We start from the raw sequence: 14,995 nt of genomic DNA, 5'->3' as shown, positions 1-14,995 counted from the left end.
TAACGCGGCTAGGCTACATCTGGCTACACATGCCGTAGCCAATTAAACCGAGCACCAATAATACCAACAGCCCGGCCCAGAAGCAACCGAACTTAGGCGAACCATCAAAGGATGGCAGAGGCTCGTCGCTCATATAATTCCGACCCTTTCGGCCCGTAATTCTTCCAGCCGAATACGCTTTTCGGCGTCGCGGTAAAAGATGTTCATAGTTTCGAAGGGAATAATTTTCAAGTCCTTGCTGACGATGTGCACGCAGGATTTTTTGACGGCCCGCACGTCGAAGTTCCAGGCGTCCATGAATTGCAGAATAATTATTCGAAACAGGTTTTCGTAGCCCAAATTGGGCGCCGACACTTGCGGCAGGCAGCACAACAGCTGGTTTATCTCGGGCACTACGGTATCGACGGTATTGGCGGTGCTGAACAATTTTAGCAGGTGCTGACGCAGGCGCGGGTCGCGCTCGTACACGATGGTGTTGCCGCCGCTTTGCAGCAAGTCGGCCGGGTCGATGTAGCGCGTAAGCGGGAATACCTCACCGTCGAGCTTCAGGGCGTAGGCCATGGCCAGCGCATCGGGGTTGCAGGGCACGGGCAGTAGGTCCTGGGCCGTGAAGACGCTACTTTGGTTGATGATGCCCTGGCGCACCTCGGTGAGCGAAAACGAGTCGGTTTCGGGGTTGAAGTGCTCGATGCGGCCGGCCGCCTGGGTGGGCTGAAACGTGACGCCGCGCACGCAGCGCTGCTTGAGGGCAAAGTCGATAATGGCCCCCATCTCGTCGTCGTTGAGGCCTTTTTGCAGCGTCACAACGAGCGTCGTGCTCAGGTTGTACTTGTTGAGGTGGGCTAGGGCCTGCTGGCGCACGGCGCGCAAGTCGCGCCCGCGCATGGTGAGCAGCACGTCTTCGCGGAAAGAATCGAACTGCAAGTACACCTCAAACGCCCCGGAGTAGGTAGCCAGCCGCGCCACGAAGGCCTCGTCCTTGGCCAGCCGCACGCCGTTGGTATTCACCATTAAGTGCTTGATGGGCTTGCGCTTGCACATGTCCAGGATTTCCCAGAACTGCGGGTGCAGCGTGGGCTCGCCGCCCGAGAGCTGCACCACGTCGGGCTCGCCCTCGTTGGCCACTACCAGGTCCACCATCGCCTCGATTTCGGCGAGGGTGCGGTGGCGGCCGTGGGTGGGGCTGCTTTCGGCGTAGCAGGTAGGGCAGGTGAGGTTGCAGCGGTCGGTTACCTCAATCACGGTGAGGCAGGAGTGCTGCTCGTGGTCGGTGCAGAGGCCGCAGTCGTAGGGGCAGCCGTAGTGGGTGGCCATGTTGAAGCGCCTAGGGGTCTCACTGGGCTTCACGTAGTTGCGAATGCTTTTGTAGTACTCGATGTCGGTGGCAATGCGCACCTTCTGCCGCCCGTGCTCGGGGCAGCGCTTGAGCATGTACACGCCCCCGTCTTCAAAGACGATTTTGGCCTCGATGCGCCGCAGGCAATGCGGGCAGAGGCTCAGGGTGAAGTCGTAGTAGGTGTAGGGGCGTTCGGGCATGGGATATTTTTACTTAATAATTATTTAAACCAAGCGTTTTCAAAGAAAGCGACTTTGTATCGAAATGATACTTATCTCTTTGAGCCATGAGCATTTTTACAAAAGATGAAAAGCCAACTAAATGCTGATGCGCCTTTGCAACATTACCTTGTTTGTCAACTACGCTTACCACCCCTGCAAACGAGCTAAAGCTTACTTGGCTAATATCACCGCACTGCATATCCTGCCTTTTACCATACGCATTTTCGGTAATAAAACCCTGCTCACCAAAAAATAAACTATGATTTTTATACCACATAATACAAGGTACTGTAAAACCCATAACTAACAAAAACATAACGCCTGATGCGATAAATATCTCCAAGGAATATTCATCCGCCAAAATTGGCATCAGCAGGAATAAAAGGCCTACTACGGCACCCGCTATACCAATTATTAGATAGGCTTTGTTCATTCGCAGTTCGTAACCTCCATTATCTAAGGCAGTCACCTTTTGCTTGCTCGACCTATTGAGCAAATACAGCAGCAGCGGAACAATAATTGAAACAATAATTGGTACCATTACTTCGAGTTTTATTTATTACTTATAAATACTCATAGTTGACTTGCTCTTCCACAGCCAAACATAATACCCCAGCCCTGCCACGCAAGCCCACTGTATCGCCGTAAGCCCCAGCCACACAGCCGGCGCGGGCTTGAGAAACTCTACCCCTATTCGAAACAGCAGGTAGCCAGCCAGAAACAGCTCGAAGCGGCGGCCATCGGGCAGGGGCTGGCGGCGGCCCAGCAGCCACAGCCCTAGGGCCAGCAGCGCCAGGAAAGCGATTTCGTAGATGTTGGTGGGGTGGCGCGGGATGCCGTCGCCAAAGTTGATGCCCCAGGGCAGACTTGTGGGCGTGCCGAAGGTGCCATCCTGCAAGCCGCTGAGGTGGCAGCCGAGCCGGCCGATGCCCAGGCCCAGCAGCAGCGGAAACACCATCAGGTCGCCGCTGCTGGTGCGGATGCCGAGGTATTTCTTGGTCAGTTCTACCCCTACCAGGCCGCCCAAGAAGCCGCCCACAATGGTCTTATTGGTAAAATAATACAGCCAGCCGCCGGGCGGATGCAGCAGCTCGTGCGGGTGCTCGAGCAGCCCTAGGGCCCGCGAGCCCAGCAACGCCCCCAGGGCCGCGCCCACGAATATCCATTGCCGCCCCTGGTCGCTGATGCGGTCGGCCGAGCGGGCGCGCAGGGCCAGGTAGAGGCGGTAGCCCAGCGAATACGCTAGCACCTCGCACAGCAGATGCACGGGCAGGTGGAAGCGGCCTAGGGCTAGCTCAACAGGATAGACCACTGATTAACACGGATTTTTACGGATTGCACGGATTTTGTGGACGGCGCGGCTGGCTTGCTGACACAACTCCGGAGCGGCGCCAAAGAAAAGAGGCAGGCAGCTCAACTAAGCTACCTGCCTCCCCTCAATCGTCTACGAAATCCGTAAAATCCGTGCTAATCCGTGATTTTAGCGGTTCACGGTGGCCATCATGGCCTCGGGGTAGCGCTGGCCGGCGGCGGCCCCCAGGGGCAGTAGCTCGTCGAGCTGGCGCAGTTCGTCGGGGCTGAGCGCTACGTCGAGGGCGCCCACGTTTTCTTCGAGGTACTTCACGCGCTTGGTGCCGGGGATGGGCGCCAGGTCGTTGCCCTGGGCTAGCACCCAGGCCAGGGCCAGCTGGCTGGCGGTGCAGTTTTTGGCCTGGGCCAGCTCACGCAAGTGGTTCACCAGTTTGAGGTTCTTGTCGAAGTTCTCGCCCTGGAAGCGGGGCGAGTGGCGGCGGTAGTCATCGGGCGCGAAGTCCTCGAATTTCTGGATTTCGCCCGTCAGAAAGCCGCGCCCTAGGGGCGAGTACGGCACTAGGCCGATGCTCAGCTCGCGCAGCACGGGCAGGATGTCCACTTCCGGCTCGCGGCTCCAGAGGCTGTATTCGGTTTGCAGGGCCGCGATGGGGTGGGTGGCCTGCGCCCGGCGGATGGTGTCGGGGCCCGCCTCGCTGAGGCCCAAAAAGCGCACTTTGCCTTCCTCCACCAGCCGGCCCATCTCGCCCACGGTTTCTTCGATGGGCACGCTGGGGTCCACGCGGTGCTGGTAGTAGAGGTCGATGTGGTCGGTACCCAGGCGCTGGAGGCTGCCTTCGCAGGCCTGGCGCAGGTAGTCGGGCCGTCCGCTGATGCCGCGCTTGCTGGGGTCGTTGGGGTCGCGCACGATGCCGAATTTGGTGGCCAGCTGCACGCGGCCGCGGCGGGTTTTGTCTTCCTTGAAGAAGCGGCCCAGCAACTCTTCGTTGCGATAAGGGCCGTACATATCGGCCGTGTCGAGGAAGGTGACGCCCAGCTCCAGGGCGCGGGCCAGGGTGCGCAGGCTTTCGGCATCGTCGGGCTGGCCGTAGAAGTCGGACATGCCCATGCAGCCCAGGCCGAGGGCCGATACCGTGAGGCCGGATTTACCTAATTGGCGAGTAGTCATAGGGGAGAATGTGGAAATGTGGGAGATGTAAGAAATGTGAAAATGCGTAGCCTAGGGCGCGCTGGTGCGAAGCAGGCCCTAGTTCGGCAGTCGGCGCCACGCTAGCATCAAACAGCGGCTGCCGCTTTTGTTCCTGCTCCACGGCCCGCTGATGCTAATGCAGCGCGAGCGCTCCCATTTCCTACATTCCTTACATTATTACATTTCCACATTCGCTACATTTTTCTCCTTCTGCCCCGACCTTTGCGGCATGAAGAAACTGCTGCCCTTGCCGCTGTGCGCGGCCCTGCTGCTGGCCAGCTGCAACGGCCCTGCCGCCACCACTGCCGCCCCCACCACCCCCGAGGCCCAGGCCAAAGCCGCCCAGGATAGCCTGATGGCGCACCACGACCGCCTGATGGGCCAGGCCGACCGCCTCATTGCCCTGGCCGCGCGCCTGCAGGCCTCGCCCACGCCCCCGCGCCCGCTGCTGGCCCGCATGCAAGCCGCCGACAATGCCATGATGAGCTGGATGCACCAATACTCGCCGCCCGACAGCGCCGCCCCCGCCCCTCAGCGCCTCACCTACCTGCAAACCCAGCAGCGCCAGCTGGCCGGCATTGAGCAGCAGCTCACGGCGGCCCTCGACTCGGCCACGGCCGTGGCCCGCCAGCTGCCCGCCGACTCGGCAGCCCCCGCCGCCACCCCCAAGATGCGGATGGACCCTAAAATGAAGATGTAGTCCCGCCGAACGAGTCCGGCCGCTCGGCTGTTGAAACTAGCCGCCTAGCCGGTTTTTTGCCTTATGAAACTTCGCAATGTGCTACCCGTCGCGCTGCTGGCCCTAGGGGCCCTAAGCAGCTGCGGCGGCAACTCGTCGGCGTCGGCCGGCCCCGAGGCCAACGCCGGCCGCCTGCCCTACTTGGGCGAGGCCGAGCGCGTGGCCGTGCCGGGCCACGACACCCTGACGCGCTACCCCACGGTGCCCGCCTTCCGGCTGCGCGACCAGGACGGCCACCTCATCACCAACCAAAGCCTGGCGGGCAAGGTCTACGTCACGGATTTCTTCTTTGCCACCTGCCCCGGCATCTGCCCCAAGGAGCAGGGCGAAATGCTGAAGGTGTATAAGCAGTACGCCAGCAACCCGCGGGTAGTGTTTCTGTCGCACACCATCGACCCCGACCACGACACGCAGGCGGTGCTCAGCGACTACGCCCGCCGCCTCACGGTGTCGGCCGGGGCCAACTGGCGCTTTGCCCGCACCAGCCGCGACTCGGCCTACGCCCTGGCGCGGGCCTACTTCACCGGGGCCATGCCCGACAAGGCGGCGCCGGGCGGCATTGCCCACAGCGGCACCTTCGCGCTGGTGGATGACCAGGGCCACGTGCGCGGCCTCTACGACAGCCTGAATCCCCAGCAAATAGCGCTGCTGCTGCACGACCTACCCCTTTTGCTGGCCGAGGTGCAGGCCCGCCCCAGCCAGCCGGCCACGGCCAGCCGCTAGCCGCCTATGCGCTACTACCCGGCTGCCCGCGCCACGGCGCGCTGGCTGCAAGCCCTGCCGCTGGCGGGGCTGCTGGCCCTAGGGGGCTGCTTCACCAATAAGGGCCACCAGGGCGAGAAGCTGTATGGGCAGCACTGCGCCAGCTGCCACGGCGAGCAGGGCCAGGGCCTGGGGCAGCTGGTGCCGCCGCTGGCCGGCGCCGACTACCTGGCCACCCACTCGGCCGAGCTGCCCTGCCTCATCCGGCGCGGGCTGCGCGGCCCCATCGTGGTAAACGGCGTGGGCTACGACGGCTGGATGCTGGGCGTGCAAGACACGGCGGCCCACAAAAAGCTGTCGCCCGCCCAGCTTACCAACCTGCTCAACTACCTGGAAAGCCACTGGGGCAACCACCCCGGCCCCGGCGGCCCGCGCACCATTGCCGGCACCGAGGCGCTGCTGCGCGCCTGCCCTGGGCAGTAGCCCTAGGGGTGCCGGCCTGCCTAGCAACTGCTTGCGCTGCCAGCAAGTCGTTAAAAACCAGCTATTCTGGTGGCCCGCTCGCACCGCCGCCAGGCGGCCGCAGTTGCTTGCGCGCCTTTTGTAGTAACTTACCCCTAGGGCGCGGCCTCTTCTCCTAGTGCGGCCCAAAAACCTACTTAGGCGCACCGAGTGGTAGGCAGCACTTGCCGCGCCGCCCTACCTTCGCACCCGCTATCCGTTCCGAATCCTCTCCTCTCCTACCCGATGGGCCTTTTTGATTTTCTGAAAAACAAGCCGGACGCCCCGGCTACGCCTCCCGCTCCCGCCACTGCCCCCGCCGCGGGCGAAACCCCCGCCCCCAAAACCGGTCCCCGCTACCAGGGCTCCAACTACGTGGCCCCCGCGGAGCCCCCCATGCCGGTGCCGCCCATGCCGCCGCAGTTTCAGCAGCCGGCCCCGCCGCCGGTGCCCGAGCTGCCCTACGAGCCCCAGAACGTGCTGGAGCAGCTGCTGCTGCTGGCCGGCACCGAAGAGCAGGCCCGCCCCGCCTTTTATCAGGCGCTGCTGCAGGAAAACGTGATTATGGTGCTGGCGCCCGAAGAAGGCCTGGCACCGGGCGAAGTGCAGCTGGCCGAGGGCCAGCAGATTCAGCTGCAAGTGCTACAGGATGGCCGCTTGCCCATCTTCACCTCGCCCGACCGCCTCAACGACGGCGGCCTCGACCACAGCGGCATGAGCTGGGTGTGGATTCCGGGCCACGCCTTTTTCAGCATGACGGCGGGCCAGGAGGCGGTGCTGAACCCCTTCTCGGCGGCCGGCAAGCTGCTGCCCAAGCAGGAGCTGGAAGCCCTGCTGCGCGGCGAACTGACCCAGCAAGCCGGCCTGCCCCCCGATGCCCAGGTGACCCTGAGCGCCCCCGCCGAGCTGCCCGAAGGCCTAACCGATGCGCTGACCGATTTTGGCGCCGCGCACCCCACCCTGGCGGCCATCTACCTGGCCCAGATGCAGCTGGCCGGCGCCCCGCCCGAAGAGCCAGCGCGCCTGCTGCTCGGCTTCGTGAGCACCGACCAGAATCCCGATTTTATGCAGGACCTGGGCCCGGCCCTCGAAGGCCGCACCGGCCCCTACCAGCACGTAGACCTGATGCTGCTGGATATGAACTCGGACGAGGGCGTGAACCCCTACTTCCGCCAGCCCGAGGTGCAGCCCGTGTACCAGGCCTAGGGGTATCATTACTTAAAACAGGCGGTCATGCTGAGCCCGCCGAAGCATCTCTACCGAACTATGAGGCGCGGTAGAGATGCTTCGGCGGGCTCAGCATGACCGCCTGTTTTAGGTAATTATCTACGACTTTACTCAGCAGGCTCAATTACCACGTCGCGCACCACGCCCGCCTGCTGCCGCGCCAGCACTCGCTTGAAGAGTGGCTTCAGCCCGAAGTAGCAGGCGGCCACCAGCGGCACCGAGCCCAGCAGCCACAGCACGAGCGCGCCTAGCTCGGCCCGCCACAGCAGGCGCCAGAGCTGACCCAGGTCGTTTTTCAACATGAACTCGATTTGGGCTAGGGTGAGGTTGGCTACGGCCGCGCCGTGGCCCAGCAGGGCCGCGCCGTAGCGCAGTAGCGGCAGCAGCAGCAGCAGTTGCACCGGGCTCAGCAAATGCACCACCAGCTGCATGGCGGCCACATTGAGGCGCAGGCGCAGCGCCACGGCCACGGCCAGGGCGGTGGTGAAGCCTAGGGTGGGACCTACCCCTAGGGCCACTCCTAGGCCCACCGTCAGGGCTAGGCTGCCGGGCGAGAGGCCCGCCTTGAGCAAGCTCAGAAACGGGTCGAGCAGGTGGCGCTGCACCCAGGTGCGGGGCGGCGGCGTAGGCTCGGTGCTAGCCCCGGCGGAGGAGATACTGGTAGTGGGCATAAGGCAAAAAGGGCACGGCCGGAAACTAGCCGCCCCGCCCGGAGGTTGCCCGTTGGTCGGCTTGCCAACTCGCGTTGTACCCCGTTCGGGACGTGAATGTTGTCGGCCACCCCCGTAAGTTTACTTAATGGCTTCGCCTACCCTTCCTTCTGCCGCCGCCGCGCCGCTGGCCGGGCACTACCGCCCGTGGTGGCTCGAGCAGTGGCTGCTGCTGCGCCGCGCCGCCCGTGAGCTGGCCGCCAACGACCCGCTGCGCCTGGGGGCAGCCACGGCGTTTTTCACCTCGTTTGCCCTGCCGCCCATCCTCATCATTTTGGTGCAGCTGCTCAGCTCGGTTTACTCTACCAGTTGGGCCCGCGCCATGCTGCTGAGCAAGCTAGGCGGGCTCATCGGCACCACGGCCACCGCCATGGTGGCCCAAACCGTGGTGAACGTAGCCAACGCCGGCCGCAACCGCCTCATTACCTGGCTGGGATTCGGGTTTCTGGTGTTCGTGGCTACTACCCTGTTCACCGTCATTCAGCACTCGCTCAACCAGTTGTGGCACGTGCGGCCCCGCCGCCAGGTCAGCCAGGTGAAGGTGGCGTTGCACGAGCGCCTGCGCTCGGCGGGCGTGCTGCTGGCCACGGCGGTACTGTCGGTGCTGGCCTTCAGCACCGACGCGGCCCTAGGGTTCTTCGCCGATCTCATCGCCGACTTCGACGCCACCTTTGCCTACTACGCCGTGCGCACCCTCAACGAGGTAGTAAGCCTGCTGATTCTGGGCTGCTGGTGCGGCTTCGTGTTTCGCACGCTCAGCGCGGCCAAGGTGCCCTGGCGGGCGGTGCGGCGCGGGGCCCTGCTCACGGCCCTGCTCATTGGGGCGGGCGAGTGGGTGCTCGACCACCTGCTGGTGAGCCGCGACCTAGGGCCCATTTACGGCCCGGCTGCCAGCCTGGTGCTGGTGCTGCTGTTCGTGTTTTACTCGGCCATGATTTTCTACTTCGGCGCCGCCTACACCTGGGCCTACGCCCACCACGTGGGGCTGGATATTCGGCCCAAGAAGTCGGCCGTGCGCTACCGCCTGGTCAACATCAACGACCTGGATGCCCCGCCCAAAGCCGCCGAAGCCGCCAGCGAGCCGGGCGCGGCCTAGCTTGCAGCTACCTAAAAAGCTTAGGGTCTTTTAGCTGCGCACCGTCTTTTTAAGCTGGCCGGCCCTAGGGGTGCTTTGCTTAAAAAAGCCTGCTTGGCCGCGGCCGGGCGGTTTGCGGCCAGGCAGCTGCGCGGCCGCGGCCACCGCCGCGCCGGCCCCGCTACCTTTGCGGGGTGCAAGATTCCGCTTCCTTCGCCGACTTCGGCCTTCCCGCCCCGCTCCTCCAGGCTCTGGCCGACCTAGGCTTCGACCAGCCCACCCCGGTGCAGGCGCTGGTGCTGCCGCCCGCCCTGGCCGGGCAGGACGTAGCCGGCCAGGCCCCCACCGGCTCGGGCAAAACCGCCGCCTACGGCCTGGCCGCCCTCGCCCAGGTAGACCCTACCGTGGCGGCCGTGCAGGCGCTGGTGCTGGTGCCCGCCCGCGAGCTGGCCCTGCAAGTGCGCGAGGCCCTCAAGAACCTGGGCAAGCAGCTGCCCGGCCTGCGCGTGGCGGTGCTCTACGGCGGCCACCCCATGCGCGACGAGGTGAAAACCTTGCAGCAGACGCCCCACGTGGTAGTGGCCACCCCCGGCCGCCTGCTCGACCACCTCGAAAAGCGCCACATCGTGCCCAACCAGCTCAAATTGCTGGTGCTCGACGAGGCCGACAAGCTCTTGGAACTCAAGTTTCAGCAGGAGATGGCTACCATCGTGAGCCGCCTGCCCCGGCGCCGCCAAACGCTGCTCTTCTCGGCTACCATGCCCGACAAGGTGATGGCCCTGGTGCGCGAATACCTGACCCGCCCGCGCCTGCTAACGGCCGAGGGCGGCCTGGTGCCCGGCGCCGCCGAAGCCGGCGGCGCGGCGGCCTTGCCCGCCTCGCTCACGCTGCACGGCCACCTATTGAGCACCCCCGAAGAGAAGCCGGCCGCCCTGTTTCACCTGGTGCGCCAGCCGGCCACGGGCCAGGCGCTGGTGTTTGCCAGCACGCGCGAGCGGGTGCAGGAGCTGGCCCGCTTCCTGCGCGGGCGCGGCGTGGCGGCCGAGGTGCTGCACGGTAAGCTGCCCCAGCCCGAGCGCGACAAGGCCCTGATGAAGCTGCGCAACAACTCGGCCCAGGTATTAATAGCCACCGACGTAGCCGCCCGCGGCCTCGACGTGCCCTCGCTCGATACCGTTATTCAGTACGACCTGCCGCACGACGCCGAAACCTTTCAGCACCGGGCTGGGCGCACGGCGCGGGCGGGCCAGGCCGGCGCGGCCCACCTGCTGGCCACCCCCCCCGAGCAGGCGCGGGTGCAGGCCTGGCCCGCCGCCCAAGGCGCTACCTGGAAGCGCCTGGTGCCCCCGCCCCTGCCGCCCGCCAGCGTGGCCCCCGCCCCTAGGCCCACCACGGTTACCCTGCACGTCACGGCGGGCAAGAAGCACAAGGTGAGCGCCCACGACCTGGTAGGGGCTTTCGTGAACGTGGGGGGCCTAGGGCGCGACGCCGTGGGCCGCATCGAGGTGTTCGACTTCTACAGCTACGTGGCCGTGCCGCGCCAGCAGGCCCCTGCCCTGCTCGAAAAGCTAAACGGCGCCAAGGTGAAAGGCGTGAAAGTGCGCGTAACGGAGGTGGAGTAGCCCCTGGCTCGCGCTGGGTGTTGCCGGCGTGTAACGCTTAGCTACCTTTTGCGATATACTTAGCTGACTATCTCCTAGCTCCATGCTGTTCGCCATTTTGCTGCCCGGCATCTCCATGATTTTCCGCGGCCACATCTTCAAGGGTCTTGTGTGCGGCATTTTGCACCTCACGCTCATCGGCTGGATTCCGGCCGCCATCTGGGCCGTGGCCTCGTACCGCGAAGACCTGGCCGAGGAGCGCCACCGCGAAACCATGCGCGTGCTGGCCCGCCAGGGCCGCGCCTAGCCCTGCGCGCCGGCCATGCCCGACCCTGAGCTGCCCACCCGCCTGCTGTTCATTTGCAGCCAAAACCGCTGGCGCAGCCTCACGGCCGAAGAGTTATTTGCCCAGCACCCTAGGGTGCAGGCCCGCTCGGCCGGCACCGAGGCGGGCGCGCGGGTGCGCGTCACGGCCGGGCACCTGGGGTGGGCCGAGGTAATTTTTGTGATGGAAAAGCGGCATGCGGAACGCCTGCGCGCCAAGTTTGGCGATGCCCTGCGCGGCAAGCCGCTCATCAACCTGCGCATTCCCGACGAGTACCGGCACGGCGACCCAGCGTTGGTGGCGCGGCTGCGGGCCCAGCTGCTCGCTTATTTAGAACCGCAGATTTAACGGATTTAACAGATTGCGCCGATACGCCCGCTGCGCGGACTGGCTACGTGGGAGTAGAGCAGCTAATGCTCTAGCCAAACGCGTAGTCAGCCCGCGCAGCGGGCGTATCGGCGCAATCTGTTAAATCCGTTAAATCTGCGATACTTTTGCCTCAATTATGAAGTTTACCGTTGGTCAAGTTGCGCAGGTGCTCGGCGGCATCGTCGAAGGCAGCGCCTCTGCCGAGATAGCCAGTCTGGCAAAGATTGAGGAAGCCGGCTCCGGTGCGCTGGCCTTCCTAGCGAATGCCAAGTACGAGCATTACCTCTACACGACGGGGGCTACGGCCGTCATTGTCAGCCACGGCCTGGTGCTGCGGCAGCCGGTGGCCACCACTCTCATTCGGGTGGCCGACCCCTACTCGGGCTTTAGCCAACTGCTCGAGTTTTACCAGCAGGCCACCCGCACCGGCCGGCGCGGTGTCGAGCAGCCCGCCTTTATGGGCGAAAGCTCCACTATCGGGCCCAATCATTACCGCGGGGCTTTCTCCTACATCGGCGAAAACTGCGTGCTGGGCGAGAACGTGCAGATTTTCCCGCATGCTTACGTGGGCGACCGGGTGCGCATCGGCGATAATTCCATCATCCACGCCGGGGCCAAGATTTACCCCGATACCGTGATTGGCCAGCGCTGCGTGGTGAAGGCCGGGGCCGTGGTGGGCTCCGATGGCTTCGGCTTCGCCCCCCAGCCCGACGGCTCCTACAAGGCCGTGCCGCAGATTGGCAACGTGGTGCTGGAAGACGACGTGAGTATTGGGGCCAACACCACCGTGGACTGCGCCACCCTAGGCAGCACCGTGGTGCGCCAGGGGGCCAAAATCGACAACCTGGTGCAGCTAGCCCACAACACGGAAATTGGCCGCCACACGGTTATTGCGGCCCAAACGGGCATCTCGGGCTCCTCGAAAGTGGGTGAGTTTTGCGTGCTGGCGGGCCAGGTGGGCCTGGTAGGCCATATTTCAATAGCGAACCGCACCACCCTGGCCGCCAAAACCGGCTTGCAGAAGTCAGTGCGTCAGGAAGGACAAGTGCTGCAGGGCTACCCGGCTTTCCCACTGGTCGAAAATCAGCGGTCGGCCGTCATCTACCGCCGCCTGCCCGAGTTGGAGCGCCGCGTCGCGGCGCTCGAAAAAAACGCGCCAGCGCCCGAAAAGTCCTAGCTTTGCACCTCGTTTGAGCTGTTAGCTACTAGCAGAGGCCTTTAAGCGGCCTTTAGCTGTTAGCCCTGTTCAAGCAGGCAGTCAGGCACTCCCCTCTTCAAAAAGCTAACAGCTAAGGGCCGCTTAAAGGTCCCTGCTAGCAGCTAACGGCTACAGAATGAACGATAAGCAACATACTATTAAGGCTCCTGTGACGGTACGGGGCGTGGGACTGCACACCGGCGTAGAAGCCACCATGACTTTTTGCCCCGCCCCGGTGGGCCACGGCTACAAGTTTCAGCGCACCGACCTGCCCGGCCAACCCTTGGTCGATGCCGACGTGGACAACGTGGTGGACCTCTCCAGGGGCACGACCATTGAGCAGAACGGCGCCCGCGTGAACACCGTGGAGCACACGCTGGCTGCCCTGGTAGGCTTGCAGCTTGATAACGTGCTCGTTCAGCTTTCGGGCCCCGAGCCGCCCATCATGGATGGCTCGTCGGCCGAGTTTATCAAGGCCCTGCACACGGTGGGCTTCGAGGAGCAGAACGCGCTGCGCAACTACTACGAGATACCCGACACCATCCGCTACATGGACAACGCGCGGGGCGTGGAGATTGCCGCCCTGCCGCTGGCCGACTACCGCCTCACGGTGATGGTGGACTACAACTCGCCGGTGCTGGGCTCGCAGCACGCTACGCTCACCGACATTGCGCAGTTTGAGCATGAGATTTCCAGCTCGCGCACCTTCTGCTTTCTACACGAGCTGGAGCACCTCTACAAATCGAACCTTATTAAGGGCGGCGACCTCTCGAATGCCATTGTGGTGGTAGACCGCGTGGTGGGCGAGCACGAGCTGGACGAGCTGGCTGCCATGCTGGGCAAGCCCAAGGTATCGGTGAAGAAGGAGGGCATCCTGAACAACGTGGATTTGCGCCACAAAAACGAGCCTGCCCGCCACAAGCTGCTCGACCTAGTGGGCGACTTGGCCCTGGTAGGCCGCCCGCTGAAGGGCCAGATTTTGGCCGCCCGGCCCGGCCACGCCGCCAACGTGGCGTTTGCTAAGCGCATCAAGAAGAAGATGTTGGAAGACCGCACCAGCCCCGTGCCGGCCTACGACCCCGCCCGCGAGCCGGTGATGGACGTGACCCGCATTATGCAGGTGCTGCCCCACCGCTACCCCTTCCTGCTGCTCGACAAGGTGATTCACTTGGATGCCACCTCCGTGACGGCCGTGAAGAACGTGACCATGAACGAGGAATTTTTCCAGGGTCATTTTCCGGGCAACCCGGTCATGCCGGGCGTGCTCCAGATTGAGGCCATGGCCCAAACTGGCGGCATCTTGGTGATGAACACCGTGCCCGACCCGGAAAACTACTGGCAATATTTTCTGGGCATTGAGAATGCCCGTTTCCGCAAGCGCGTGACGCCTGGCGACACCATCGTGTTCCACTGCCAGCTTACTGCCCCCATCAAGCGCGGCATCGCCAAGATGAAAGGCCAGGCTTTTGTGAATGGCAAAGTGGTGTGCGATGCTGAAATGAGCGCCGCCATCGTTAGAAAAGAAAACGCTTAGTTTTAATTATGAATCATGAAGTAATGAATGATGAGTTAGTGCCCGGCGTAACCACTTGCCTGACCTGTACTTATGTAATTCACAACTCATAATTTGTAATTCACAATTTCCAAAAATGATTTCCCCCCTCGCCCATATCCACCCCGCTGCCCGGCTTGCGCCGGGTGTTACCGTCGAACCGTTTACAACCATCGCGGGCGACGTGGAGATTGGCGAAAACACCTGGATTGGCCCCAACGTCACGATTATGAACGGGGCCCGCATTGGGGCGCACTGCCAGATTTTTCCGGGCGCGGTGGTAGCGGCCGTGCCGCAAGACCTCAAGTTTGCCGGTGAGGTAACGACGGCCGAGATTGGCGACTACACCGTACTGCGCGAGTGCGTGACCGTGAACCGCGGCACCGTGGAGCGCGGGCGCACCGTGGTGGGCAGCCACGTGCTGCTGCAAGCCTACGTGCACATCGCCCACGACTGCTTGCTTGGCAATCACATCGTTATCTCTAACGCCACCCAGATGGCGGGGCACGTGCAGGTGGGCGACTGGGCCATCATTGGCGGCACCACGGCCATTCACCAGTTCACCAAGATTGGGGCGCACGCCTTTATTGCCGGGGGCTCGCTGGTGCGCTCCGACGTGCCGCCCTTCGTGAAAGCGGCCCGCGAGCCACTCACTTACGCCGGGGTAAACACGGTGGGCATGAGCCGCCGCGGCTTTAGCGAAGCCCAAATCCTGGCCATGCACGAGCTTTACCGCATTCTGTACCTGAGCGGCAGCACCCAGCAGGAAGCCCTAGGGCGCATTGAGGCCGAAGTGCCGGCCTCGGCCGAGCGCGACTACGTGGTGACCTTCGTGCGGGCCGCCGCCGCCGACCGGGGCATCATCAAGGGCCCTAGCCGCCGCAAAAGCGAGGAAGCCGAGTAATTTTTTTGGCCGTGGGCCGGTGCCGCCAGCTAGTA

At 63.7% G+C, this 14,995-nt stretch carries 16 protein-coding genes; 11 read left to right on the top strand and 5 right to left on the bottom strand.

The genetic code is table 11. The features are described from left to right. Window positions 1-129: 129 nt before the first annotated feature. The 4 genes from HHL22_RS02265 to HHL22_RS02250 all read right to left on the bottom strand — a co-directional run bounded on the left by HHL22_RS02265 (window position 130) and on the right by HHL22_RS02250 (window position 4,036). A complete protein-coding gene (locus HHL22_RS02265) occupies window positions 130-1,536 on the bottom strand; it encodes a radical SAM protein (RefSeq protein ID WP_169529347.1) in 1,407 nt (468 codons plus the stop codon). 13 nt (window positions 1,537-1,549) lie between these two features. Further along, entirely contained in the window at window positions 1,550-2,098 is a 549-nt protein-coding gene (locus HHL22_RS02260) for a hypothetical protein (RefSeq protein WP_169529346.1), read from the bottom strand. An 18-nt stretch (window positions 2,099-2,116) separates the two neighbouring features. Then, window positions 2,117-2,869, bottom strand: a complete 753-nt coding sequence (locus HHL22_RS02255) for a prolipoprotein diacylglyceryl transferase family protein (protein WP_169529345.1) — start codon at window positions 2,867-2,869, stop codon at window positions 2,117-2,119. A 168-nt stretch (window positions 2,870-3,037) separates the two neighbouring features. Continuing rightward, window positions 3,038-4,036 (bottom strand): aldo/keto reductase, encoded by a 999-nt coding sequence (locus HHL22_RS02250; protein ID WP_169529344.1) that lies wholly within the window; start codon window positions 4,034-4,036, stop codon window positions 3,038-3,040. A 250-nt stretch (window positions 4,037-4,286) separates the two neighbouring features. Here HHL22_RS02250 and HHL22_RS02245 point away from each other — a divergent pair, with 250 nt between their 5' ends. The 4 genes from HHL22_RS02245 (at window position 4,287) to HHL22_RS02230 (ending at window position 7,205) form a co-directional block, all read left to right on the top strand. Further along, the gene (locus HHL22_RS02245; protein ID WP_169529343.1) at window positions 4,287-4,757 is read left to right on the top strand and encodes a hypothetical protein; all 471 of its coding nucleotides are present in this window, start codon (window positions 4,287-4,289) and stop codon (window positions 4,755-4,757) included. 63 nt (window positions 4,758-4,820) lie between these two features. Next, window positions 4,821-5,519: an SCO family protein gene (locus tag HHL22_RS02240; RefSeq protein ID WP_169529342.1), complete on the top strand. Its 699-nt coding sequence runs from the start codon at window positions 4,821-4,823 to the stop codon at window positions 5,517-5,519. A 6-nt stretch (window positions 5,520-5,525) separates the two neighbouring features. After that, window positions 5,526-5,981, top strand: coding sequence for a c-type cytochrome (locus HHL22_RS02235; RefSeq protein WP_169529341.1), 456 nt, complete (start codon window positions 5,526-5,528; stop codon window positions 5,979-5,981). Between the two features lie 264 nt (window positions 5,982-6,245). Next, window positions 6,246-7,205 carry an enhanced serine sensitivity protein SseB C-terminal domain-containing protein gene (locus HHL22_RS02230; protein ID WP_169529340.1) on the top strand — a complete coding sequence of 320 codons (960 nt, stop codon included), beginning with the start codon at window positions 6,246-6,248 and terminating at the stop codon, window positions 7,203-7,205. A gap of 128 nt (window positions 7,206-7,333) precedes the next feature. Here HHL22_RS02230 and HHL22_RS02225 read toward each other — a convergent pair whose 3' ends face one another. Continuing rightward, window positions 7,334-7,897, bottom strand: a complete 564-nt coding sequence (locus HHL22_RS02225) for a DUF2062 domain-containing protein (RefSeq protein WP_169529339.1) — start codon at window positions 7,895-7,897, stop codon at window positions 7,334-7,336. A 127-nt stretch (window positions 7,898-8,024) separates the two neighbouring features. Here HHL22_RS02225 and HHL22_RS02220 point away from each other — a divergent pair, with 127 nt between their 5' ends. The 7 genes from HHL22_RS02220 (at window position 8,025) to lpxA (ending at window position 14,960) form a co-directional block, all read left to right on the top strand. Next, complete coding sequence (locus HHL22_RS02220; RefSeq protein ID WP_169529338.1) at window positions 8,025-9,032, top strand: YihY/virulence factor BrkB family protein; 1,008 nt, start codon at window positions 8,025-8,027, stop codon at window positions 9,030-9,032. A 173-nt stretch (window positions 9,033-9,205) separates the two neighbouring features. Next, window positions 9,206-10,633 (top strand): DEAD/DEAH box helicase, encoded by a 1,428-nt coding sequence (locus HHL22_RS02215; protein WP_169529337.1) that lies wholly within the window; start codon window positions 9,206-9,208, stop codon window positions 10,631-10,633. 82 nt (window positions 10,634-10,715) lie between these two features. Beyond that, window positions 10,716-10,919, top strand: coding sequence for a YqaE/Pmp3 family membrane protein (locus HHL22_RS02210; RefSeq protein ID WP_169529336.1), 204 nt, complete (start codon window positions 10,716-10,718; stop codon window positions 10,917-10,919). A gap of 15 nt (window positions 10,920-10,934) precedes the next feature. Next, window positions 10,935-11,285 (top strand): low molecular weight protein tyrosine phosphatase family protein, encoded by a 351-nt coding sequence (locus HHL22_RS02205; protein ID WP_169529335.1) that lies wholly within the window; start codon window positions 10,935-10,937, stop codon window positions 11,283-11,285. A 157-nt stretch (window positions 11,286-11,442) separates the two neighbouring features. Continuing rightward, window positions 11,443-12,483, top strand: coding sequence for a UDP-3-O-(3-hydroxymyristoyl)glucosamine N-acyltransferase (gene lpxD / locus HHL22_RS02200; RefSeq protein WP_169529334.1), 1,041 nt, complete (start codon window positions 11,443-11,445; stop codon window positions 12,481-12,483). A 157-nt stretch (window positions 12,484-12,640) separates the two neighbouring features. Next, the gene (locus HHL22_RS02195) at window positions 12,641-14,038 is read left to right on the top strand and encodes a bifunctional UDP-3-O-[3-hydroxymyristoyl] N-acetylglucosamine deacetylase/3-hydroxyacyl-ACP dehydratase (protein ID WP_169529333.1); all 1,398 of its coding nucleotides are present in this window, start codon (window positions 12,641-12,643) and stop codon (window positions 14,036-14,038) included. Window positions 14,039-14,153: 115 nt separating this feature from the next. Beyond that, window positions 14,154-14,960, top strand: coding sequence for an acyl-ACP--UDP-N-acetylglucosamine O-acyltransferase (gene lpxA / locus HHL22_RS02190; protein WP_169529332.1), 807 nt, complete (start codon window positions 14,154-14,156; stop codon window positions 14,958-14,960). Window positions 14,961-14,995 lie beyond the last annotated feature (35 nt).

This window comes from Hymenobacter polaris, assembly GCF_012927305.1.
In the GTDB taxonomy this organism is placed as follows: domain Bacteria; phylum Bacteroidota; class Bacteroidia; order Cytophagales; family Hymenobacteraceae; genus Hymenobacter; species Hymenobacter polaris.
The sequence above is the reverse complement of the archived record's forward strand: the minus strand, read 5'-3'. Positions and strand labels throughout refer to the sequence as shown.

Excerpts from the sequence above, each read along its gene's own strand:
- HHL22_RS02260 (WP_169529346.1), bottom strand. The coding sequence starts at position 2,098 with ATGGTACCAATTATTGTTTCAATTATTGTTCCGCTGCTGCTGTATTTG.
- HHL22_RS02220 (WP_169529338.1), top strand. The coding sequence starts at position 8,025 with ATGGCTTCGCCTACCCTTCCTTCTGCCGCCGCCGCGCCGCTGGCCGGG.
- HHL22_RS02235 (WP_169529341.1), top strand. The coding sequence starts at position 5,526 with ATGCGCTACTACCCGGCTGCCCGCGCCACGGCGCGCTGGCTGCAAGCC.
- HHL22_RS02230 (WP_169529340.1), top strand. The coding sequence starts at position 6,246 with ATGGGCCTTTTTGATTTTCTGAAAAACAAGCCGGACGCCCCGGCTACG.
- HHL22_RS02265 (WP_169529347.1), bottom strand. The coding sequence starts at position 1,536 with ATGCCCGAACGCCCCTACACCTACTACGACTTCACCCTGAGCCTCTGC.
- HHL22_RS02240 (WP_169529342.1), top strand. The coding sequence starts at position 4,821 with ATGAAACTTCGCAATGTGCTACCCGTCGCGCTGCTGGCCCTAGGGGCC.
- lpxD (WP_169529334.1), top strand. The coding sequence starts at position 11,443 with ATGAAGTTTACCGTTGGTCAAGTTGCGCAGGTGCTCGGCGGCATCGTC.
- HHL22_RS02245 (WP_169529343.1), top strand. The coding sequence starts at position 4,287 with ATGAAGAAACTGCTGCCCTTGCCGCTGTGCGCGGCCCTGCTGCTGGCC.
- HHL22_RS02195 (WP_169529333.1), top strand. The coding sequence starts at position 12,641 with ATGAACGATAAGCAACATACTATTAAGGCTCCTGTGACGGTACGGGGC.
- HHL22_RS02210 (WP_169529336.1), top strand. The coding sequence starts at position 10,716 with ATGCTGTTCGCCATTTTGCTGCCCGGCATCTCCATGATTTTCCGCGGC.
- HHL22_RS02225 (WP_169529339.1), bottom strand. The coding sequence starts at position 7,897 with ATGCCCACTACCAGTATCTCCTCCGCCGGGGCTAGCACCGAGCCTACG.
- HHL22_RS02205 (WP_169529335.1), top strand. The coding sequence starts at position 10,935 with ATGCCCGACCCTGAGCTGCCCACCCGCCTGCTGTTCATTTGCAGCCAA.
- lpxA (WP_169529332.1), top strand. The coding sequence starts at position 14,154 with ATGATTTCCCCCCTCGCCCATATCCACCCCGCTGCCCGGCTTGCGCCG.
- HHL22_RS02250 (WP_169529344.1), bottom strand. The coding sequence starts at position 4,036 with ATGACTACTCGCCAATTAGGTAAATCCGGCCTCACGGTATCGGCCCTC.